The organism is Nonomuraea sp. NPDC050556 (assembly GCF_044457355.1).
Taxonomy (GTDB): Bacteria; Actinomycetota; Actinomycetes; order Streptosporangiales; family Streptosporangiaceae; genus Nonomuraea.
Genome location: NZ_JBITGU010000005.1, coordinates 859377 through 880157, shown reverse-complemented (window position 1 = coordinate 880157; position 20781 = coordinate 859377). Strand labels below are relative to the sequence as shown.

The 20781-nt window shown below is 69.5% G+C and carries 17 protein-coding genes and 1 pseudogene; 6 read left to right on the top strand and 12 right to left on the bottom strand.

What is annotated here, in order from left to right:
• Positions 1–72: 72 nt before the first annotated feature.
• The 4 genes and pseudogenes from ACIBG8_RS46460 to ACIBG8_RS46445 form a co-directional block, all read right to left on the bottom strand.
• Positions 73–303, bottom strand: a complete 231-nt coding sequence (locus ACIBG8_RS46460; RefSeq protein ID WP_397349693.1) for a response regulator transcription factor — start codon at positions 301–303, stop codon at positions 73–75.
• Between the two features lie 94 nt (positions 304–397).
• Complete coding sequence (locus tag ACIBG8_RS46455) at positions 398–802, bottom strand: AzlC family ABC transporter permease (RefSeq protein WP_397349692.1); 405 nt, start codon at positions 800–802, stop codon at positions 398–400.
• Positions 802–1884 (bottom strand): annotated as a pseudogene (locus ACIBG8_RS46450) (DUF6421 family protein); the annotation flags it as partial. The gene ACIBG8_RS46455 and the pseudogene ACIBG8_RS46450, both read right to left, overlap by 1 nt.
• A 98-nt stretch (positions 1885–1982) precedes the next feature.
• Positions 1983–3074 (bottom strand): hypothetical protein, encoded by a 1092-nt coding sequence (locus tag ACIBG8_RS46445; RefSeq protein ID WP_397349691.1) that lies wholly within the window; start codon positions 3072–3074, stop codon positions 1983–1985.
• A gap of 87 nt (positions 3075–3161) precedes the next feature.
• Here ACIBG8_RS46445 and ACIBG8_RS46440 point away from each other — a divergent pair, with 87 nt between their 5' ends.
• The 3 genes from ACIBG8_RS46440 (at position 3162) to ACIBG8_RS46430 (ending at position 6631) form a co-directional block, all read left to right on the top strand.
• Complete coding sequence (locus ACIBG8_RS46440) at positions 3162–3737, top strand: RNA polymerase sigma factor (protein ID WP_397349690.1); 576 nt, start codon at positions 3162–3164, stop codon at positions 3735–3737.
• A complete protein-coding gene (locus ACIBG8_RS46435) occupies positions 3730–4605 on the top strand; it encodes a CU044_5270 family protein (protein WP_397349689.1) in 876 nt (291 codons plus the stop codon). Before ACIBG8_RS46440 ends, ACIBG8_RS46435 begins: the two co-directional genes overlap by 8 nt.
• A gap of 568 nt (positions 4606–5173) precedes the next feature.
• Entirely contained in the window at positions 5174–6631 is a 1458-nt protein-coding gene (locus ACIBG8_RS46430; protein ID WP_397349688.1) for an MDR family MFS transporter, read from the top strand.
• A 255-nt stretch (positions 6632–6886) separates the two neighbouring features.
• Here ACIBG8_RS46430 and ACIBG8_RS46425 read toward each other — a convergent pair whose 3' ends face one another.
• The 7 genes from ACIBG8_RS46425 to ACIBG8_RS46395 all read right to left on the bottom strand — a co-directional run bounded on the left by ACIBG8_RS46425 (position 6887) and on the right by ACIBG8_RS46395 (position 16664).
• Positions 6887–8611 (bottom strand): hypothetical protein, encoded by a 1725-nt coding sequence (locus ACIBG8_RS46425; protein WP_397349687.1) that lies wholly within the window; start codon positions 8609–8611, stop codon positions 6887–6889.
• Positions 8608–9438: a protein phosphatase 2C domain-containing protein gene (locus ACIBG8_RS46420; protein WP_397349686.1), complete on the bottom strand. Its 831-nt coding sequence runs from the start codon at positions 9436–9438 to the stop codon at positions 8608–8610. The genes ACIBG8_RS46425 and ACIBG8_RS46420 overlap by 4 nt, the downstream gene beginning before the upstream one ends.
• Before the next feature lie 25 nt (positions 9439–9463).
• The gene (locus tag ACIBG8_RS46415; protein WP_397349685.1) at positions 9464–10141 is read right to left on the bottom strand and encodes a VWA domain-containing protein; all 678 of its coding nucleotides are present in this window, start codon (positions 10139–10141) and stop codon (positions 9464–9466) included.
• A 72-nt stretch (positions 10142–10213) separates the two neighbouring features.
• Positions 10214–13594, bottom strand: coding sequence for a hypothetical protein (locus ACIBG8_RS46410; protein WP_397349684.1), 3381 nt, complete (start codon positions 13592–13594; stop codon positions 10214–10216).
• Between the two features lie 18 nt (positions 13595–13612).
• On the bottom strand, positions 13613–14428 hold the full coding sequence (locus tag ACIBG8_RS46405) for a carbohydrate ABC transporter permease (RefSeq protein ID WP_397349683.1): 816 nt from the start codon (positions 14426–14428) through the stop codon (positions 13613–13615).
• On the bottom strand, positions 14428–15393 hold the full coding sequence (locus ACIBG8_RS46400; RefSeq protein WP_397349682.1) for a carbohydrate ABC transporter permease: 966 nt from the start codon (positions 15391–15393) through the stop codon (positions 14428–14430). The genes ACIBG8_RS46405 and ACIBG8_RS46400 overlap by 1 nt, the downstream gene beginning before the upstream one ends.
• Positions 15375–16664 (bottom strand): ABC transporter substrate-binding protein, encoded by a 1290-nt coding sequence (locus ACIBG8_RS46395; RefSeq protein ID WP_397349681.1) that lies wholly within the window; start codon positions 16662–16664, stop codon positions 15375–15377. The genes ACIBG8_RS46400 and ACIBG8_RS46395 overlap by 19 nt, the downstream gene beginning before the upstream one ends.
• Before the next feature lie 98 nt (positions 16665–16762).
• On the opposite strand from ACIBG8_RS46395, the gene ACIBG8_RS46390 reads away from it, so the two are divergent.
• From ACIBG8_RS46390 to ACIBG8_RS46380, 3 genes are read left to right on the top strand one after another with little or no spacing between them, the layout of a single operon-like run.
• Entirely contained in the window at positions 16763–17800 is a 1038-nt protein-coding gene (locus tag ACIBG8_RS46390) for a substrate-binding domain-containing protein (RefSeq protein ID WP_397349680.1), read from the top strand.
• A 59-nt stretch (positions 17801–17859) separates the two neighbouring features.
• Positions 17860–18840, top strand: a complete 981-nt coding sequence (locus ACIBG8_RS46385; protein WP_397349679.1) for a Gfo/Idh/MocA family protein — start codon at positions 17860–17862, stop codon at positions 18838–18840.
• On the top strand, positions 18833–20239 hold the full coding sequence (locus ACIBG8_RS46380; protein WP_397349678.1) for a sulfatase-like hydrolase/transferase: 1407 nt from the start codon (positions 18833–18835) through the stop codon (positions 20237–20239). Before ACIBG8_RS46385 ends, ACIBG8_RS46380 begins: the two co-directional genes overlap by 8 nt.
• Here the strand turns inward: ACIBG8_RS46380 and ACIBG8_RS46375 are convergent.
• Positions 20187–20699, bottom strand: coding sequence for a hypothetical protein (locus ACIBG8_RS46375; RefSeq protein WP_397349677.1), 513 nt, complete (start codon positions 20697–20699; stop codon positions 20187–20189). The two genes, ACIBG8_RS46380 and ACIBG8_RS46375, sit on opposite strands and share 53 nt — an antisense overlap.
• Positions 20700–20781: the final 82 nt, after the last annotated feature.

Genomic DNA, 20781 nt, shown 5'->3' with positions numbered 1-20781 from the left:
CCGACTCCCGCCAGAGATAGATGACCTTATCGACGGGAGGAGTGATCTTCGGGCCGGTTCATACCCATTCGATCACTCGCCACTCCCACGCCCGCTTCCGCGATCGGCGGGCTCGAAGAGGCGTAGGCGGTGGGCGAGGGCGGCGGCCTGGCCGCGGCTGGGGGCGCCGAGCTTGGTGAGCGTCCTGGACACGTGCACGCTGACCGTCTTCTCGCTGATCACGAGCTCGGCGGCGATCTGGCGGTTGGAGCTGCCCTCGGTGATCAGCCGCAGGACCTCCCACTCCCGCCGCGTCAACCCCATCGGGTACGGCGGAGCCGGGACGACCCGCGGCGCCTCGGCGGCGATCGCCAGGCGGGCCCCTCTGGCCAGCGCGGAGACCTCGCCCAGCAGCGGCTCAGCGCCGAGCGGCCAGGCCGGTCGACCAGAATCCGAGTGCGGCGGCGGAGCGGGTCGGCTGGGCCGACGCCACGGCGGTGGACTCGTCGACCGTCCACTGCGCGGCGAGCAATCTCCTCAACGCGCCGTCGCCGATGACCGGGGCGATACGCAGGCCGTAGAAGGCGTTGCGCGCGCCGAGCAGCCAGGCGGCGCCCAGCGCCGTGGCCGGGGAGCCGCCGCCGGACAACACGCCGACGGCCACGAACTGGGAGCCGCCGGTGAACACCAGCAACGACATCACCGTGGCCTGCAGCACCGACAGCCCGGCTGAGCTCGCCAGGGCGCCGAACGCTGTGCCGTACAGACCGGTCGAGACCCCCACCACGGCGGCCGTGCGGAGGATCGCGGCCCTGGTCGCCATCACAGGCCCAGCCGCTGCTTGGCGTCCACGAAGTACGGCGCGGGCAGGAACTGGCGCGTCTCCGGATCGTGGAGCGCGTAGGCGCGGGTCAGCTCGGTGAGCCGGTCCTGGACCTTCTCCAGGGGCTCGTCGTGGACAAGCCGCTCGATGTCCTCGATCTCGGCCAGGAGCTGGGCGAGTACGGCGGGCAGCCGGGGAAGCAGCTGAATCTGGCCGCCGGTCAGGGCTAGCCCGCCGTGCCGCAGGAGGTAGGTGAACAGCACCTGGGCGCCGATCGCGTCATAGGTGGGGCGCGGGACGCCCTCCACGGCGTAGCGGAGCAGGCGCTCGGCGAGGATGTACTCGAAGGCGGCCAGCGCCTGGTCGCTGTCCTCGTTCAGGCAGGTCAGCATGGACGAGACGTCGACACGCAGCTCCTCCAGGCCGGCCCGCGACTTTGCGGACTTGGCGCGGAGGAAGGCGGGGATGGGCATGTCGCCGCGCTGGTGGTGGTACTCGTGCAGGTGCACCCACCAGGACGACGCCTGCTCGATCAGCTCGTCGGGGGCGCCCTGGATGTGCGGGAAGCTCGCCGGGGCCATCAGGGCGTCGATCATCTTGCGGGTGATCCGGTTGTGGCGCTCCACGAACTTGTCGATGAAGTAGAAGATCAGGTCGCCTGGGTCCTGGCGGCCGTCGACGTGGTTCTCAGGGAAGAGGGCCACGACCGCGCGGTCGGCGAAGCCTGCCGAGCTTCCTTCCACGGTCACGGCCATGGTGTTGCTCGGGTAGCGCTCCGCGAGGTCGCGCACGGCGGGGATCTGCCGGTAGGTGAGGTAGTCGAGGGAGAGGGCCGGGAAGTAGGGGGCGTGGAAGAGGGAGAAGATGTGGCTGTCGGTGCGGTTGTTGATGTGTGTCTTGGTGGCGTCGAGGCGGGCGCCGTCGTGGAAGGCGCGGAGGTCGTCGATGAGGGCCGCGACCACGGGCTGTTCTCTCAGCCGCGACCTTTCGAGGCGGGCGGCGAGGTCTTTGAGGTCTTCCGGCAGGTGCTGGCGCAGCTCGTCGACTTCTTTGTAGACAAGATCCATCTTCGGGTCTCTTTCGGCGTGGTGTGAGGTGCGGCAACCTTGCCGGGCTTCGCACCCACACCACGTCCAGAAATTTCCCTATCTTTCGGGCCGTTCGCCCTTACTTGAACGGCTCAGCCCGTGTAGTCCGTGGTCTTAGCGGGGGCGCCGGTTGGCCACAGGTACTTGCCGTTGTCCGCCGGGGAGTACGTGGTGTTCCCGTCGCCCGCGCGGACCTGGAGGACGTTGCGCCGCCAGGTGGAGCCGCGGGACTTCCCGCCCCAGATGTTCCCGTAGAGGAAACCCCACAACTGCTTGAGCTCGGCCGAGAAGACGTTGCCCGTCACCGTGATGTTGGTGGCGTTGTTCTTGGTGCCGATGCTCACCGCGTAACCCCACCCGGACACGTAGTTGTTCGTGAACGAGATGTGGTCGTACACCCCGTCCCCCTGCAGGGCCAGCGCGTTCGTGTTGCCCAGCGACGCCAGCGTGTTGTGGTCGATCTTCATCGGCCCGCCGTTCCCCTCGCTCTGCGGCCCGATCCCGTCATGGTGGTACACGTCGTGCGCGGTGTCGGCCTGGTCGTGGATGTAGTTGTTCGTCCACGTGGACGGCCGTCCGGGGAAGCCCGTGACCATCATCATCCCCGCGTTGCCCCAGATGTCGTTGTGGTCCATGACCGCCACGGACTCCGTCATCGTCGTGACCGCCTGCCACGACTTGGCGAAGGGCGTGCCCGGCTTGGAATGGGCGGAGGAGACGGTGCCGTCGTTGCCAGGAGGCCTGGTGAGAGTGTTGGGCTTGAACGTCGAGTACAGGAATTTGATCTTGCTCTTGGAGTAGATCTGGATGAGGTTGTCGTTGGGGTTGGTGCCCTCGAACAGGCAGCCCACGAACGTGAGGTTGTCACCGTAGATGGCCACCTTCAGCGACAGGAACCGCTTGAAGGAGATGACGCTGTTGTCGGGAAAGGTGAGCCGCATCGGCTTGGTGGCGCTCATGTTCTTGGCGTAGTCGGTGAGCTTTCCCGGATAGCTCCCGAGGCCGAGGCCCCCGGCGTTGGCGGGGGTGTGGGAATAGCCCGTGTTCGAGAAGTCCGGCCAATAACCCGAACCGTCGTTCGGCCGCGCCTTGACGCCGCTCACCGGAGCGGCCGCAGCCGGATATCCGCTGTTCAGGACCGATACCGCGAGCACGAGCGCGAGTAACATGCGCAACGATTTCATGATCACGGACGGTATCAGGGAAGACGATCGGCGGGTTCGGCGAAGTAAAGATGACAACCGCCCTTCAACAGGAAGAAACCCCGCCGCATGACAGAGACAGACGTGGGTGAACGGGCGGCCGACGCCGAGCTCGCCGCCCGCCTGCGGGCGGAGCCGGAGCTGTTCACGGCCGTGCACCACCGCTACTTCCGCGACATCTACCGCTACGCCGCAGGACGGCTGGACGCCCAGACGGCCGAGGACATCGCGGCCGACACCTTCCTGACCGCCTTCGACCAGCGCGACAGGTTCGACCCCGAGCGCGGCGCCCTCCGCCCCTGGCTGTACGGCATAGCCACCAACCTCATCGCCAGGCACCGCCGTAAGGAGGCCCGCCACTACGCGGCGCTGTCCCGCGTCGCCCCGGAGCCGGACGCCGAGGGACCGGAGAACCGCGTCGTCACCTCCGTCGCCGCCCAGCGCATGCAGCCGCACCTCGTCAAGGCCATGGCCGCCCTCACACCGGGCGAGCGCGACGTGGTGCTGCTCGTCGCGCTCGGCCAGCTCAGCTACGAGGAGGTGGCCGAGGCGCTCGGCATCTCCCCGGGCACCGTGGGCTCGCGGCTCAGCCGCGCCCGCGCCAAACTCCACGACGTCATCGACCAGGAGGCCCTCCATGGATGATCTGCAGACCCTCGCCACGCTCCTGAACGCGCCGGAGCCGTCCCCCCTGGTGGCTCAGCGCAGCCTGGTCAGGCTCCAGCGGCGCATGCGGCGGCGGCCACGCCGTACAGCGTGGGTGCTGAGCGCGACCACAGCGGCCGCCGCGGCTGCCGCGGCCGTGGTGGTCGTCACCGGTACGGCGGGGCCGACCGCCACGCCGAACGGCCCGCCGTCCGCCGCGGTGAGGCTGGGCGGCGGACAGATCCTGCTAGCCGCCGCCGTCACGGCGGAGCGGACGCCTGAGGGGTCGGGGGCGTACTGGTACGTCAAGGTGGAAGCCGGTTCCGCCTACGAGACCTGGACCGGTCGGAAGGGCGGCGCCTGGCTCAGGGGGGAGAAGACCGGGGGCGAGGTGGTCGAGCTCGCCAGGCCAGCGCCGTTCCGGCTGGGCGGGGTGGAGGTGGGGTTCGAGCAGCTCAGGGAGTTGCCGACCGAGCCTGAGGCGCTGAAGCGGTGGATCGCCGACGGGGTGGATCGGGGTGACGTGCGGACGAGCGCCGGGCGGCTGGACGCGGCGGGGAAGGCGCGTGCGGTCTTCAGCGGGCTGGTCTCGCTGGTGTCCGAGCTTCCTGCCGCGCCTGAGGTGCGGGGGGCGGCTTTCCGGGCGTTGGCGGGGTATCCGGGGGTCGAGAGCCTCGGTCCGGTCGACGGTGGGGAGGGGTTGATGATCCCCGGGGTCGACGGGGTGCCGGTGCGGTTGGTGGTCGATCCTGCGACGTCACGGGTGCGGGACAGCAACTTCTTCGTCACCGCCGACGGTGGGGAGGCTTTCAACGTCACCAAGCCGGTGACGATCACCGCCGAGTGGACGGACACTCTCCCGGACTAGGAGCACCGACGTCCCCACAATCCCTCCCCTCGCGAAGAGACCCAGCGATGGGAGGGTCCCCTTTCTTGGGGTCTTGGACCTCTCAAGGTGAAGCGGCGCTTCCTCACGCCACACGGGATGGTCCTGACCCACCCCACGCGGGACGGTGCCCCCTGTGCGGGCTGGGCCCCGCGGCGCGGGGCGGCACGGGGCGGCACGGGGCGCGGGGCGGGTGCAGGGCGCGGCGCGGGCGCGGGCCCCGGACATCCGTGGGGCCCCGCTGGGCGGCGCTTCCTCAGGGCTCTTTCCCTTGCGCCACACGGGATGGGTTCTGACCCACCTGCGGGGTGTCCCCGCCGAGAGGGTGGGGGTGTTTTGGCTGGTTGGGGGGTGTTTGGGGCGGTCGTTTACTCTGGATAGGGGAGTCTGCTGCTGGTGAAAACGGGGTGACATTTCGTGGAACTTGCCGCAATGTGGACCGCTGCGATGAGTTTTGTCGGTGGCGTCAGTCAGTCTTGGCATGACAACGACTGCAAATAAGACCGCCGACGGTGGCCATCTTCTGCCCCACAACCCCGATCGAGGTACCGTGCCCAGCCAACAGCTCGACTCACCTGCCAAGTCCGCGACCGCCATAGCAGGTCGCACCCCGCCCGTGATCCGGCTGCTCGTGCTGGCCACGTTCATTGTGATCCTCAATGAGACGATCATGATCAATGCGATCCCCGCGTTGATGGTCGCGATGCACATCACCGAGCAGACCGCCCAGTGGCTTTCGACCGCCTTCATGTTGACCATGGCGGCGGTGATCCCCATCACCGGATGGTTCCTGCAGCGGGTCTCCACCCGCAGCGCCTACGCCACGGCGATGGGCCTGTTCCTGGTCGGCACGGCGCTGGCCGCCGTCGCGCCGACGTTTGGTGTTCTGCTTGGCGCCCGGATCATCCAGGCGTGCGGCACGGCCGTGATGATGCCGTTGTTGATGACCACGCTGATGCAGGTCGTGCCCGAGCGGGACCGTGGCCGGGTGATGGGCAACGTCACCCTGGCCATCTCGGTCGCGCCCGCCATGGGCCCGGCCGTCTCCGGTGTGATCCTCAACTTCGGCTCGTGGCGCCTGCTGTTCGCCGTGGTGCTGCCTATTGCCGCCCTCATCACCTGGGGTGGCATGAAGCAGCTCAAGAACGTCGGCGAGCCCGAGATCAGCACGATCGACTGGTTCAGCGTGATCCTGGCGGCCCTCGGCTTCGGTGGCCTGGTCTACGGGCTCAGCAAGTTCCAGGGCGACAACCTCGGCCTCGCCACCGGCATCGTGGTGGCCGGTCTGGCCGCCATCGGCGTCTTCGTCTTCCGCCAGCTCTCGCTGCAGAAGAGCGGCACGCCGCTGATGGACCTGCGCACGCTGAAGTTCCGCACCTACACGATCGCGCTGATCCTGATGTCGGTCGCCTTCATGGCGATGCTCGGCTCGATGATCCTGCTGCCGCTCTACCTGCAGAACGTCCGCGGGCTCAGCGCGCTGCAGACCGGCCTCCTCGTGATGCCCGGTGGTCTCGCGATGGGTCTGCTCGGCCCGACCGTCGGCCGCCTGTTCGACAAGTTCGGCGGGCGCGTCCTGGTCATCCCGGGCGCGATCGCGATCACGCTCGCGCTGGCCGGGTTCACGCAGGTCTCGCTGACCATGCCCTACTGGCAGCTTCTGGCCCTGCACGCGCTGCTGATGATCGGTCTCGCCGCGACCTTCACCCCGGTCTTCACGCTGGGGCTCGGCGCGGTTCCGCCGCACCTCTACTCGTACGGCAGCTCGATCCTGGGCACGCTGCAGCAGGTGGCAGCGGCCTTCGGCACCGCGCTGGTGATCACTGTGATGGGTGCGCGGGCCGACTCGCTGAAGGCGCAGGGGGTCTCGGACACGCTCGCGCTCGTGGGCGGGATGCGGCTGGCGTTCATCATCGGTGCGGTGCTGTCGATCGCCGTGATCGTCACCGCGCTGCTCCTCCCGGCCAGGGCGGACAGCAACGCCGAGAACGTGGGCCACGGCCACTGACCCTCCGAGCACCAACCCAGAACCCCAGAGAAGGCCCCTCCTGTCAGGCGCTCCAAGAGCTCCTGACAGAAGACCCCTCGTGCCATCCCCCTCACACAGGAGGGGGTGGAGAGAGGGGTCGGGCCCTCTCTGGGGTTTTGGAGTTCTGGGGGTCCCGGGGTCGGGGGGCCGAGGGTCCGGGGCCGAGGGTCCGGGGTCCGGGGGCCGAGGGTCCGGGGTCCGGGGTCCGGGGGCCGGGGTTTGTCAGGGGAGGGGTCAGTCCAGGTTGTGGTAGACCTTCGGGCCTGCTGCGTTCACTGCTGCCTTCGAGGCGTCGGAGAGCCACTTGTCGGCGGTCTTGTCCCTCGTGAGGTTCGTGTAGATCGCCATGCTGTTGATCAGGTAGCGGTGCGTGGCCAGGGTCCAGCCGATGGTCCGCGCGCTCGACCAGCCGCCCCTGTCGCAGATGCTCGCCCCCGGGCCCTTCCGCGGGCACAGGATGCCCCAGTCGTCCGCGTACGCCTTTTCGAGGCGCTTGAACGCGGTGTCCGCCCTGCCGTCGGTCTTCAGCGGCACCACCCACACCGCCACCATGATCCGGCTGTTCTTCGTGGAGTTCGAGCTGGTGTAGGCGCCGGTGACCATGTTGCTGCACTTCGCCCTGCGGAGGACCGACAGGACGTTGGCGTCGTGGTAGTTGCCGGGGCAGCGGTTCGTCCCGCTCGCCTTGAGCTTGTACTCCACGCCCTTGGCGGTCGTGAAGGAGTCGGGGAGCAGCGCGTCATCGGTGATCGGCGTCGGGTCGCTGGACTTGTCGTCGAGGTCGTAGACGTTGAAGGGCTCTTCGGTCGGCGTCTCGGTAGGCGTCGGAGTGACGTAGGTGGAGGTGTCCGACGGCGTCGGAGTCGGTGTTTCCGTGTACGGCGTGCTGGACGCAGCCACGTGCGAGGAGTCGGGCAGGGCGGCCACCGTGCCCGCGACGATGAACGCCAGCCCGAGCAGCCCGGCCCCGACACCGAGCCCGATCTTCAACGCCTGCCCTGAGCTGGGAGCCGGTGAGGGAAGCCCCGGCGGACTTCCTGGTGGAGGTCCCTGCTGAGGGATAGGTGGAGGTCCCTGCTGAGGGACGGGCGGTGGCGCGGTGGCGGGCACCGTAGAGGCTGTGGACGCTGCTTCCCGCAACCGCGCCGACCACTGCCCGGGATCCGGCCGCTGGTCCGGCGCCTGGTAGAGCCCGGCAGACGCCAGATCGGCCAGCGCCGGGCTGATCGCCCCCAGCCGTCCGAGCTCGACCGAGGACTGGTCGCGGGCGAACACCCGCACGGTCAGCAGCGCGAACTTGTAAGCGTCACTCTGCGGCGTCCCCTTCGGCTCGTCGCCAGGGATCTGCCAGTCAGGCGTCTCCACCTGCGGCAACGCCTCCACCCCGCCCAGCCGCATCGCGTCGCAGTCGATGAGGAAGCACTCCGGCGTCGCCCCGGTGGTGAACAGCAGGTTCTTGGGCGACAGGTCGCCGACCACGATGTCCATCGCGTGCAGCCGAGCGAGCGTGTCCGCGAGGTCGGCCAGCACCAGCAGCCGGTCCCGGTCGCTGACCTGCAGCCCGATCTGCCCCACGTAAGCGTCGTCGTTGAGCAGGAACTCCATCGTCGTCAGTTTCCGTACGGTCCCCGACAGGGTCCGCAGGTCGAAGGAGAACCGGTACGGCACGGCCCGCATCAGGAACCCGGTGACCGCCCCGTCAGCCTCCACGAGCTCGGCCGGCCAGGCCGTCTTGTCGCACAACCACGCCGCGTCCCACCCGGGCAGCCGCCCGATGAGGTCCGTCATCGCGGTGAGGGCCTCGACGTCGAGCTCGCCCAGGACACCGGGGTCGTACTCCTTGAAGGCGACGTCCCACTGCCCGTTGATCCTGCGGTTGAGCACCTCGTGGACCGTGCCCTGCCCGCCCTGGCCGAGGCGCTGCCCGAGGGTGAGCGTGGTGCGGTCCGCCCGGCTCATCGGCTCACGCTCCGCGGCCAGAGCGCCAGCAGAGTCCGGTCGTCGTCGAACGTCTCGCGGGAGAAGTCGAGCAGGTGGGCCAGCCACAGCGGGGACGGCGGCGCCGCCAGGTGCTCCGCGAACAGCGCGCCGACCTGGCCGTCGCCGTCGCCGAGCGGGTCGCCGAACCCGTCGGTCCCCACCAGCAGGACCTGCCCCGCCACCAGCGTCCCCGCCCGCTGCTCCAGCTTCTCAGGCACCGCGGGGAGGGCCGCGACGGCGGTGGCGACCACGTCTCCGTCGGTCTTCACGTCGAACAGCGGGTGGAACGTGCCTCGCGCCGAGTCGAGCACCCAGGCGCTGGAGTCGCCGACCCGGAAGAGGGAGATCTCGATGCCGTCCGCGCCCGGCCTGGCCGTACCGGCGATGAGGGTCGTGGCGAGGAGGTCGTCGGCCCGCGACTGCGGCGCCATCGCGGCCGCCTGCCTGTGCAGGGACTCCGCCGTCTGCCTGACGACCGCCTCGTGGTCGACCTGTCGCGCGTCGAGCTGGGTGTAGAGGGCGCGCACCGCCGCCTGGCAGGCCTCGGCCGCGCCGACCGCGGCTGCCGTGGCGCTGGACAGCCCGTCGGCCACGGCGAACACCACCGTGCCCGTGCCTTCGTGGACCACGGCGCGGGTGGTGTCCTGCCTGGGCTGGCGGTAGTAGCGGTGCCGCTCGCCCCGCACGGAGGCCGAGCGCAGCGTCACCTCAGGGGTGGACCACCCGTCGCATTCGGTGTCCGGGCAGGTGCCTCCTGCCACGCGCGGGGGTGTCGGTTCGAACTCCGGGCCTGGAACGTCGACCACGACTCGTTGCCACACGTGGGTGCCCTCAGACCACGTCGACCGCGAGCCGGAACTGGTCCGGCCGGTTCACGACGAGGGTCGGGTTGCCGTCGGCCATGGCCCGCCCTGACGCGACCAGGCTGGCGGTCAGCGCGTGGAAGAACTCGGCGATCGCCCGGCCGATGTCGGCGCTGGGCAGCGCGACGAACGCGAACTCCTGGCGCGTCGCCACCTGCAGCATCGTGTCCGCGCGGGCCGAGCCGACCCCGCAGGCGATGATGTTGGGCGCGACCGGCAGCGTCTCGCGGTCGACCAGCGCCCGGTGCGGGCCGTACCAGTGCTGGCCGTCGGTGGGCTGGCCGTCGCTCAGGAAGAACACCACCGGGCGGTGCACCTTGTAGCCGTCGTTCTTGAGCATCTGCACGTCGTAGGGGATGCGCTGCACCAGGTCGGCGAAGGCGGCGCCGTAGTTCGTCGCCCCGCGCACGGCGAGCTGCGGCAGCCGGTCGACCATGCGCATGTCGCTCAGCCCCTGGCGGAGCTGCACGTCGTCGGAGAAGCCGAGGATCGCAAGCCTTACCTTGGCCGCGATCATCGGCTCCGCGCGTAATCCGTTGCACAGGGACGCGAGCCCGGCGGAGAGGTCCTGGTAGTACGGGGTCATCGAAGCCGATTCGTCCGCCACCACATAGGCGGGCAGCAGCACGCCCCTCGTCTCGGCCATCGTGCGCCCCTTCGACCTGACACCCCTGTCAGAGAGACCCTAGCGTCCTTGTATTAGAGATCAAAGTACGACTTAACAGGACATCAGCGCCGCCACGAGCGCTGCGGCGTACTCCCGCTCGACCAGCGTTCCGCTCATCGCCTTCACCTGCGTGACCATGCTCGTCAGGAGCGCGCGCCGGGCGACGGGCCGCTCCCAGACGCTCTCCAGCGCGGTCAACTGGGCGAGGAGGGCGGCCTTCACGGCGATCTTCCCGTGGGCCGCGCCGTACTCGACCGCAGCCCTGAGCGTGGCCGGGCCGAGCTTGACCGCGACAGGCTTACGCACGGTGATCGACACGGGGCCATCCACCCGCACGCCACGAGGATGGAAGGACTGGGTGGCGCCTGACGCGTCGGCGGTGAACGGCACCCAGTCGTGCACGCCGACCGTGCCCGCGCCCGGCTGGGTGACGCGCATCGCCCAGCCGCGGCCGTCGCCGAGGTGGATCGGCGCCCACAGTCCGCGCGCCCAGGCGGGCATGGTCCCGCCGACCTGCAACGCGGTGGTCTGGCTGCCGGTCACGGGCAGCGTGACCTCCTCGCCGGCGATGCGGTAGGCGCCGCCGTACAGGTGACATGAGCCGTTGACGTAGCCGTAGACGACGGCTCCGGTGGCCTTGTCGATGCGAGCCAGGACGAAGCGCCCGGCCATCTCCAGTCCGTCCACCATGCGGGGCTCGGTGGAGTCGGACACGTAGATGACGTCGCGGTAATGAGCGGTCTCGAGTCGAGTGATCGAGGTCATCGGGTCGAAGGGCTGGTCAAAGCTGACAGACGTGAGCTTCGGTGCGGCCTTGGAACGAGTCGTCTCGTAGACGGCGCTGTACGTGGTGGTGTCCGACGGGGTGACCAGGCGGCGGCGCTGGAAGTGCCCGTTGGGGTAGTCGTTCTTCCTGCTCGCGTCGTTCTGGGTCCTGCGCAGCGTGGGGACCTGCGAGAAGATGACCTCGTCCGACGGCTCGCCGTTCAGATGGGCGTGTACGGCGGTGCCGGTGCGCTTGCCCGTCCACGTGAACGACAGGTCGTCCGCCCCCGACCCCACCCTGGGCGCCGCCATGAGGTCGCGGTCCTCGGCCAGGCCGTCCGTCTTACCGGTCGACTCGTAGTAGCTCTTGACCGTCCCCTCGTGCGCGGTCAGGGAGAGGTTCGTGTCGAGGTCGACGTCCTCGTCCTCGGAGGCGCGCAGGAACCACTGGTGCGCGTCGCCGCCCTTGAGCCGCGACACGTCCACGACGTACCGGCCCTCGGGAGACTGGATCACGGCGAGCAGCCGCCGCTTCACGATCGCGCCGTCCTCGACCGGGCCGGGCTCGGAGGCCTCGATGAGCTGGACGGCCTTGCCCGACGTGCCGCCGTCGTCGTAGGCGAGCACGGAGGCGCGGGTGGGCAGCGCGTCGGAGCAGGAGTAGGCCGCCTTGCGCGACCAGATCCACGGCACGTTGTGCGCGGGGGTGTCCATGTGCCAGTAGCGGTTGTTCGGCACGCTGACCGGGTAGCCCTGGTCGGGCAGCACCTCCATGCCGGACCCCCAGAGGATCATGCCGAGGTGGCTGCCGTGCCCGTGCCCCGCCTTGTACGGCAGGCCCTCCGAGGTCGGCGGCAGCGTCAGGCTCGCCTGCGTCGCATCGGTGGTGTCGCCCGCGGTCAGCGCGTAGTGGCCGTAGCCGTACAGCTCGGTGTTCCCGAGGTTGGTGATCGGGTCGTCCGGCGTCATGTCGTCGGCCTTGGGGAAGTGCGTGTCGTTGATCGCGACCGGCACGCCGTCGGGGAAGCGGAGCGTCTCGTCGAGGAACCCGGCCTTGGCGAAGATCTGCGGCAGGGGCAGCGCGGCCTCGGGGAGGTTCTCGCGGAGCAGCGTGTAGGCGCCACCGCCGAACGTCATGACCTGGTCGTGGTAGGACGTGGTGGCCTCCTCCCAGGTGCCGTCGGCGAAGAACTGCTGGCCGGAGAACATGCGCTCGGTCATCGGCTTGATGTGGCCGACCAGGTCCTTGTTGCCGAGGATCGCGGCCACGGCGAAGCCGTAGCGGAAGCCGTACACCTCGATGTTGTGCTGGCCGGTCGGCTTGTCCGCGAGGTTGACGAAGCTGACGACGCTGCGCCGCAGCCAGCTCTCCACCAGCGCCCGCGTCTCCGGTGTCCAGTCCGGGGCGTCGTAGACGACGTCGTAGGCGCGCACGGCCTGGTAGGGAATGGTGTTCTTGGACCAGGACGGGTGGGTGTACGGCACGCTGTCATAGCCCCGGGCGAACTCGACCAGGCCGAGCACCGCGCGCCGCTTCTCACCCAGCTCGGCCAGGCGGCGCAGGTGCGTCTCGAACTCGGGATGGACGTCGAGTCCGGTACGGCTGGCGCTGGCGGCCTGCGCTTGAGCGACAAACTCGGAAATATCAACGTTTAGCAGGGTGCCTAGTTTGTCGCGCTTGGTCTGGTCGCTCTCATCGGCCACCGAGTGCCAGTCGCTGCCGCCCATCATGTTCTCGGGGTTCTTCAGCGGGTGCGACTGCCTCGCCGAGTCGCTGACCGGCACGTCGACGGGCAGTTCGGTGAGCGCGCCCGGCTCGACCCACGCGGTGCCCGGCCCGGTGAAGGTGATCTCCACCCGCATCGCGTCCGCGCCGGTGGGGACGGGGACGTTGTGCGCGACGGGCACGAAGTCGCGCTGCTGGTCGACGTCGGTGTAGGCGTAGCGGCCGAGCGGCTGGCCCGCCTTGAGCGGCACGTAGGCGATCTCGATCTTGCTGGATCCGCAGGCGACCGCGTCGAGCTTGACCCGCATCCTCGCCGCGTAGACGTGCCGGTCCTTGACCGGGAACGTCTGGCGGAAGCGTCCCGTCTGGCCCGCCGTACCGGAGATCCTGAGCGCGTCGCCCTCCTTGACCATGGCCGGGGTCCCGGCGACGGGCACCGGCTGCCAGCCGTCCACCTCGGGTAACTGTCCCGCCCACTCGGCGCTCAGCCCGTCGACGGCGAAGACGCCGACCCCGCTGTCGATCATCGGTTGCAGGCTGACCGTCGCGGTGCCCGGCGGGACCTCGACGTACCCGGCGACCTCGTGCCAGGCGGTCGTGCCCGTGGTCTGGGCGAAGTACTGCAGGCCCAGGGACACCCCTGCGGCGTCCAGCGCCTGCACCCTGATGCTCGTCCTGCCGCCGGTCAGGGACTGGGAGCGGACCATGGCGCGCAGCTTGAGCAGGCCACCGCCCGTCTCGGGGAGCTGGACCTTCTGGGTGACAGCCACCCGGTCGTCGGCGCTGTCGGTGCGGAGCTCGGCGGCGGACGATCCCTCGGCGGCGTCCGAGCTGATCACGATGGTGCCGTCGCCCTTGGGGGTCCACGTCCCCCAGCCGGTGAGACCGGCCTCGAATCCGGGGTTGACCAGAGCAAGGGCAAGAGCAAGAGCGGCGCGCATGGGGGGTGGCCTCTCGGTCTATTTGCTGCTGCCGAGGGTCATGCCCTCGATGATCCGGCGACCCAGCCAGATGTAGATGAGCAGCAGGGGGAGGATGACGATGCCGATCGCGGCGAACAGGCCGCCCCAGTCGGCGCCGGAGTACTGCACGCGGGTCATGAAGTTGAGCAGCGCGAGCGAGAGCGTCTGCTGCGTCGGGTCCTGGAGGAAGATCAGCGCGAGCAGGCCCTCGCTCCAGTGGCCGATCACGTTGAGGATGATCAGCGTGACCAGGCCGGAGCGGGCCAGCGGCAGCATGATCTGCCAGAACGTCCTGAACGGTGTGGCGCCGTCGATCGCGGCCGCCTCCTCCAGGTCGCCGGGCAGGCTGCGGAAGAACGCGGTCAGGAAGAAGACGGCGAACGGGATCGACGTGGCGATGTAGACGACGATCAGACCGCCGATGCTGTTGACCAGCCCGAGCTGCGACATCGCCACGAACAGCGGCAGCATGATCGCCTGGATCGGGATGCCGAGGCCCATCGCGAACATCGCGGTGAGCGGCCCAGACGTGCGGGTCTTGAAGCGGCTGAGCGCGTAGGCGGCAGGAGCGGCGATCAGCACCGTGCCCGCCGCGGTCGCCGCCACCACGACGACCGTGCGCAGGATGGCCGGGCCGAACTCGCTGACCTCCCAGGCGCGCACCCAGTTGTCGAGCTGCCAGGTCGCCGGGAGGCCGAACGGGCTGGCGAAGATCTCCCTGGCGCTCTTGAACGACGACAGGACCATCCACGCCAGCACCGCCACGTCGAAGGCGACGATCAGCCAGACAGGCACGTATTTCAGCTGGCGCATCAGTACTCCAGGGTGTCTCGGCGGGTGACCCGGCGGGTCAGCAGCGTCAGCACCACGATCAGGACCAGCGTGACCATCGTGGCCGCGGCTGAGGCGCCGTAGCGGGCCTCGCCGGTGGGCTGGAACGCCTCCGCGTAGGAGTAGAGGGAGAGCGTCCAGGACTTGGTCGTCGGCACGCTGCCCGCCGCACCGGCGAAGACGTAGATGAACTCGAAGATCTTGATGGCGGTGATCGCCCACAGGGTGGCGCTGACCGCGACCGCGTCCCACATCAGCGGCAGCGTGATGTGCCGGAACTTGTGCCAGGCCGACGCGCCTTCGAGGTCGGCCGCCTCGTAGAGGTAGACCGGGATCCGGTCCACGGCCGCCATCAGGATCGTGGTGTAGAACCCGGTGTTGACCCAGACCAGGCCGATGCAGATGACGTAGAAGAGGTTCTCCTCCGCCAGCCACCTGGGCACGGCGTCCACGCCCAGCGCCCGCAGCGCCGCGTTGACCAGCCCGTCCGCCTGGAACAGGAAGCCCCACAGGATCGAGATGGCCAGCGCCGAGACCGCGTTGGGGAAGAAGATGACCGCGCGGACGAACTTCCGCCCCGACATCTCCCGCAGCACCACGGTCAGCCCGAAGCTGAACAGGAACGTCAGCGCGCCCACCCCGACGAGGATGAACAGGGTGTTGAACAGCGAGGAGTGGAAGACCTCGTCGTACCAGAGCCGCCGGTAGTTCGCGAAGCCCACCCACTCGATCGGCCCGCCGCCCGCCCACTTGGCGAAGCTGAGCACCACGGTGAAGGCGCTCGGCGCGATGAACACCAGCAGGTAGATCGCCAGCGCGGGCACCACGAACGGCAGGTAGAGCCGCCTGCGCGCCCGCGCGAGCGGGGTGCCGCCCTGGCCCTGAGCCTGGGCGGTGGCGGCCGGGACCGCCACCGTGGCCGAGGTCATCAGGCGTTGACCTTCCACCAGTCGACGGTCTTGGTCTTGAGCTGCGCCACGAAGTCGGCCGCCGAGATCTTGCCGCCGAACAGGTCCTTGCACATCGGGTCGTAGATCTTGGTCTTCCAGTCGGCCATGGTCGAGACGCCGTCGAGCTGCAGGTGCACGTCGCCGCCCGCGTCCAGCACCTTCTTGACGTCGGCGAGCTGCGGCGGGGTGTCGGTGTCCGTGCGCACCGTCAGCACCTTCTCGGCGCCGGGAATCTGCCCGAGCCACTTCTTGTCCATGAAGAAGGCGATGAACTTCTCGGCGTTCTCCGCGTTCTTCGCTTTTGCCGGTACGGCGAAGCCGAACAGGTTGACCTCGTTGGAGGCGAAGCCCGCCGCGGTCTTCGGGAACGGGAAGGAGCGGTACGCGAACTTCGGCCCGGCCACCTCGGCCGTCTCGCCGGGCCCGTAGGAGCCGAGGAACAGGAAGTCGGCCTGCCCCTGCGCCCACTTCTGCTGGATGGCGGGGAACTTGCTGGTGTCCCAGCCGTCGATCATGTACTTGCCCTTGGCGATGCGCTCGATGTTCTGCGCCGCCTTGAGCACGCCCGGGTTGTCGAACCCGGCGCCGCTCTTGTCCGTCAGCACCTTGGCGAAGCCGCCGGGCCCGAGTTCCCGCATCATCGAGTGGCTCACCCACTGGGCGACGTAGCCGAGGATGTCGCCGTCCACCGCGATCGCGGGACGGCCGACCGCCTTGCTCGCGTCGAGCGCCGCGATCAGCTCGTCGAACGTCTGCGGCGGCTTGGCCGCGACCTCGGGCAGCCGGGCGCCGTCGTACCAGACCTGCCAGGTGTGCAGCGTGGTCGGCACCATGTACTTGGCGCCCTTGTCGGTGATGAGCTTCTCGTAGCCATCGGGTACGGCGTCACCGACCGTGCCGCCCTCGGTGCCCGCCTTCTGCTGGTAGACCGCGGACAGGTCCTTGGCCTGGCCGGTGACCTGCATGAGGTTGAGGATGTTGCTCTGCCCGTTGTCGACCAGGTCGGCGGGCACGTTGCCGCTGACGAGCGTGGGCTGGAGCTTCTTGATGTTCTCCCTGCCCTGGAAGACGATGTTCACCTTGATGCCGGTGGCCTTGGTGAACTCCGCCGCGGCCGCCTGGACGATCTTGGCTCGCGGCTCGTCCTGCTTGTGCATCGACCAGAAGGTGAACTCCTTGGACGCCGAGCCGCCGCTGTCCGTGCCACCGCACGCCGCTGCGCTCAGCACCACGGCGGCGAGGGCAAGAGCGGCCTTGGAGGTTTTCATCTGATTACCACCGTTGATTGAGGAACGTTGTCGCAGATTCTGCGACTATTCATCCGCTAGAGTCAACGGATTCTTAGGAATGAATTTCTGGAGACCATGTGAAGTTCCGTGTGCTCGCCGACGAGCTGCGCCGCGGCATCGCCGAGGTCCGCTGGCCTGAAGGGCGGCTGCCGACCGAGCAGCAGCTCGCCGCAGAGCAGCAGGTCAGCCTCAACACGGTCAGGCGCGCCGTGGACCTGCTGGTCAGCGAGGGGCTGGTGTACCGGCGCCAGGGCTCGGGCACCTACGTGGCGCCGGGGAAGGAACAGGGCCTCGTGGTCGGCGTGACCGTGCCGTCGATGACCTACTACTACCCGCGGATCATCGCCGGGATCGAGAGCGAGCTGGCCGCGCACGGCGCGCAGATGTTGCTGCGCAGCACCGCCTACGACCTCGGGCAGGAGAAACAGGCCGTCGAAGGGTTGATCGCGGCGGGCGCGCAGGGGTTGCTGCTGGTGCCCGAACTGACCCCGGGCACCGATCTGGCCGCCTACGTGGCCGGGCTGGGACGGCCTGCCGTACTCGTGGAGCGGCGCCAGAGCAGCGGCACCGACCTGCACGAGTTCGTCTGCAGCAACCACGCGGCGGGCGGCTACATGGCCGCCGGGCACCTGCTCTCGCTCGGCCACAGCCACGTGGCCTGCCTGGCGCGCGGCAACCCGCACGCCGGGCACGTGCGCCGCGGAGTGCTCGGCGCACTGGCGGACGCGGACCTGGAACCCGCCCTCGACCTGCAGCTCGACCGCTGGAACCCGGCCGACGCCGAGGACGTGCTCGACCGGCTGCTCGCCGCGGGAGCCACGGCCGCCGTGTGCTTCGCCGACCGGGAGGGCGCGCTGCTGATGTCGGCGGCGCGGCGGCGCGGGCTGCGCATACCGCAGGACCTGGCGCTGATCGGCTACGACGACGAGGTCGCCGACCTGGCCGAGGTGCCGCTCACCGCGGTCTCCCCGGCCAAGCACGCCGTCGGCAGGCTGGCCGTACAGACGCTGATGCGGCGGCTGGCCGAGCCTGACTCGCCCCTCCAGCAGCACCTCGTCGTGCCCAAGCTGGTCGTCCGGGAGTCGACCAATATTCATTCCTCAATGAGGGATTGAATTTAGGGTTGTTTTCCGTCAAGGTTGGCTCAGGTCATCCCCGCACGTGAGGACAGTCCATGGGAGTTGTACGGCTCGGCCTGATCGGCGCGGGCGGTGTCGCCCGGCTCCACGCGGAGGCCGCGCGGGTGTTGTCCGACGAGGTCCGCCTCACCGCGGTAACCGACCTCGACGGGCAGCGCGCCGCCGAGCTCGCCCGGTCCGTGGGCGCGACGGCGTACCCCGACCACCAGAGCCTGCTGGGCGAGGTCGACGCGGTCGTGGTCTGCACGCCGCACGCGCTGCACCTGGAGCCCGCGCTCGACGCGGCGGCGGCCGGGGTGCACGTGCTCATGGAGAAGCCGATGGCCACCTCGCTCGCCGACTGCGACGCCATGGCGTCGGCGTGCCTTTCCGCCGGGGTGGAGCTGTTCCTCGGACACATCCAGCATTACCTGCCGATCACCCGCGCGGCGCACCGGGCCGTGGGCCTGATCGGCGAGCCCGTCGCGCTCGTCGACCGGCGCTCGACCGACTACCGGGCCGGTCACCGGCCCGCGTGGTTCTTCGATCCGGCGGTGGCGGGCGGTGGGGCGATCATGAACATCGGGGCGCACTGCGTGGACCGCGTCACGTGGCTGGCGGGGGCGCGGCCCGTCTCGGTCTCGGCCCAGCTCGTACGGCGGGGCGGTCGGGTCGAGACGGAGGGGGTGCTGCACCTGACGCTCGACAACGGGGCGCTGGCCACGGTCAGCATCGTCGACAACGCGCTGGCGGCGGTGGACGAGCTGGAGGTGCTCGGCGCCCACGGCACGCTGCGCGCCTCCCGGCAGAGCGGGGTGCGGGTCGTCACAGCGGGTGGCGTCAGGATGGTTCAGGAGCCTTCTGACAAGGACGTCTTTGGCGCCTTTCGCGACCAGCTCGCCGACTTCGCCGCAGCGGTGCGCGGCGACCGGCCGGTCGCGATCGGTGCGCGGGCGGGCAGGGACGTGGTGGCGACCGTACTGGCCGCCTACGCCTCCGCCACCTCAGGCCACCCCGAGTGTGTTGAGCTTGACTGACCCGCGGCGGCCCAATCTCCTGTTCATCCTGAGCGATGACCAGGGGCCCTGGGCGCTGGGCTGTGCGGGCAACGACGAGATCCACACCCCCCACCTCGACCAGCTGGCCGCCTCAGGGGTACGGCTGTCGCGCTTCTTCGCCGCCTCCCCCGTCTGCTCCCCCGCCCGAGCCTCCCTCCTCACCGGCCAGATCCCGTCCCGCCACGGCGTACACGACTGGATCAGCTCCCACGAACCGGACTTCCTCGAAGGTCAGCGCCTCTACACCGACGACCTCGCCGACGCCGGATACCGCCTGGGCCTGGTCGGCAAGTGGCACCTGGGAGCCAACGACCGCCCACGACCGGGCTTCGTCACCTGGTACGCCCACGAGTCAGGCGGCGGCCCCTACTACGGCGCGACCGTCCACACCGACGGCGAGCGCCGGACCGTGCCCGGATACCTCACCGACGACCTGGCCGACCGCGCCGTGGAGTTCCTGGACCGCGAGGCGGCCAACGAAGCGCCGTTCGCCCTGTCGCTGCACTTCACCGCCCCGCACACGCCGTGGAAGGGCCAGCACCCGAGAGAGGTCGAGGCGCTCTACGACTCCTGCGCCTTCGCCTCGTGCCCGCAGGAACCCGCCCACCCCTGGCAACAGGTCAAACCCGACGGCTCACCCGTCGGCGGCGAGGCGGACACGCGGGCGGCGCTGGTCGGCTACTTCGCCGCCGTCACCGCCATGGACGCCGCCGTCGGCCGGGTCCTGGCCCGCCTCGACGAGCTCGGCCTCACCGAGTCCACGCTGGTGGTCTTCAGCAGCGACAACGGGTTCAACTGCGGCCACCACGGCATCTGGGGCAAGGGCAACGGGACGTTCCCGCAGAACATGTACGACTCATCGGTCATGGTCCCGGCGATCGTCAGCCAGCCCGGCCGCATCCCCGGCGGCCGGGTCTGCGACACGCTGCTGTCCGCCTACGACATGCGGGCGACGCTGCTGGAACACCTCGGCGTGCCGTACGACGACCCAGGGGGTCCCGGGCGGTCGTTCGCCGACCTGCTGGCCGGGGCGTCCCGCTCGGGTGGGGAGGTGGTGGTCTTCGATGAGTACGGGCCGGTACGGATGATCCGTACCGACGCGTGGAAGTACGTGCACCGGTATCCCTTCGGCCCGCACGAGCTGTACGACCTTGCGGCCGATCCTGGGGAGCGGGACAACCTGGCCGGGACCGGGCTCGCAGTGGAAGGGGAGCTGCGCGGGCGGCTGTCCGGCTGGTTCCTGCGCCACGCCGACCCGCACGTGGACGGCAGCCGCCTGCCCGTCTACGGCGCCGGCCAGCACTCCCTCGCGTCGCTCGACGCGTTCACAGGTCTACTGACAGCAGGTTCACCAGCTCCACCAGCTCTTCCTTGCTGAGCTTGCTGCGCAGCGTCTTGGCGGCGCTCTCGGGGCGGGAGACGGGGATGCTGATCGTGCGCGGGCGGAAACCCGCCTGAACCATGGCCGCGTTGGTGCTCAACTCACCCGCCACGACCTTGTTGTGCAGCGCGGGAGCATCCTCACGCAACCGACGCAACGCGGGCGACTCGACGGGCGGCTTCTCTTCCGGGGCTTCTTCCTCCGCTGGTTCTGCTTCCACGGCTGGTGCTTCTTCGGCCACCAGGCTGCGCACGACGGCCTGCGTCACGCCCAGCCCACGCGGCGGGTCCGACGTGACGAACTCCGCGAAGTCCTCGTGCAACACCAGCTCGCCACTGGGCCCCGTGAACTCCCGCCAGTCCTCCCCGTCGAGCAGCTCACGCAGCCCGCTCCGTACCTCCTGGAGGGCTGACGACAGCTCTGCCACCCGCTGTCCACGCTCGCCCAGAAGATCCACGTTTTGTCCTTCCGCCGCACGTCAAAGCCCTGAGTATAGAGACCGTACACGCCACACCCGAATTGTTCGTTATCTTGAACTC

Coding starts and splice junctions, on each gene's coding strand:
- ACIBG8_RS46445 (WP_397349691.1), bottom strand. CDS start 3,074: ATGAAATCGTTGCGCATGTTACTCGCGCTCGTGCTCGCGGTATCGGTC.
- ACIBG8_RS46415 (WP_397349685.1), bottom strand. CDS start 10,141: ATGGCCGAGACGAGGGGCGTGCTGCTGCCCGCCTATGTGGTGGCGGAC.
- ACIBG8_RS46440 (WP_397349690.1), top strand. CDS start 3,162: ATGACAGAGACAGACGTGGGTGAACGGGCGGCCGACGCCGAGCTCGCC.
- ACIBG8_RS46425 (WP_397349687.1), bottom strand. CDS start 8,611: ATGAGCCGGGCGGACCGCACCACGCTCACCCTCGGGCAGCGCCTCGGC.
- ACIBG8_RS46405 (WP_397349683.1), bottom strand. CDS start 14,428: ATGCGCCAGCTGAAATACGTGCCTGTCTGGCTGATCGTCGCCTTCGAC.
- ACIBG8_RS46460 (WP_397349693.1), bottom strand. CDS start 303: ATGGGGTTGACGCGGCGGGAGTGGGAGGTCCTGCGGCTGATCACCGAG.
- ACIBG8_RS46455 (WP_397349692.1), bottom strand. CDS start 802: ATGGCGACCAGGGCCGCGATCCTCCGCACGGCCGCCGTGGTGGGGGTC.
- ACIBG8_RS46395 (WP_397349681.1), bottom strand. CDS start 16,664: ATGAAAACCTCCAAGGCCGCTCTTGCCCTCGCCGCCGTGGTGCTGAGC.
- ACIBG8_RS46385 (WP_397349679.1), top strand. CDS start 17,860: ATGGGAGTTGTACGGCTCGGCCTGATCGGCGCGGGCGGTGTCGCCCGG.
- ACIBG8_RS46435 (WP_397349689.1), top strand. CDS start 3,730: ATGGATGATCTGCAGACCCTCGCCACGCTCCTGAACGCGCCGGAGCCG.
- ACIBG8_RS46410 (WP_397349684.1), bottom strand. CDS start 13,594: ATGCGCGCCGCTCTTGCTCTTGCCCTTGCTCTGGTCAACCCCGGATTC.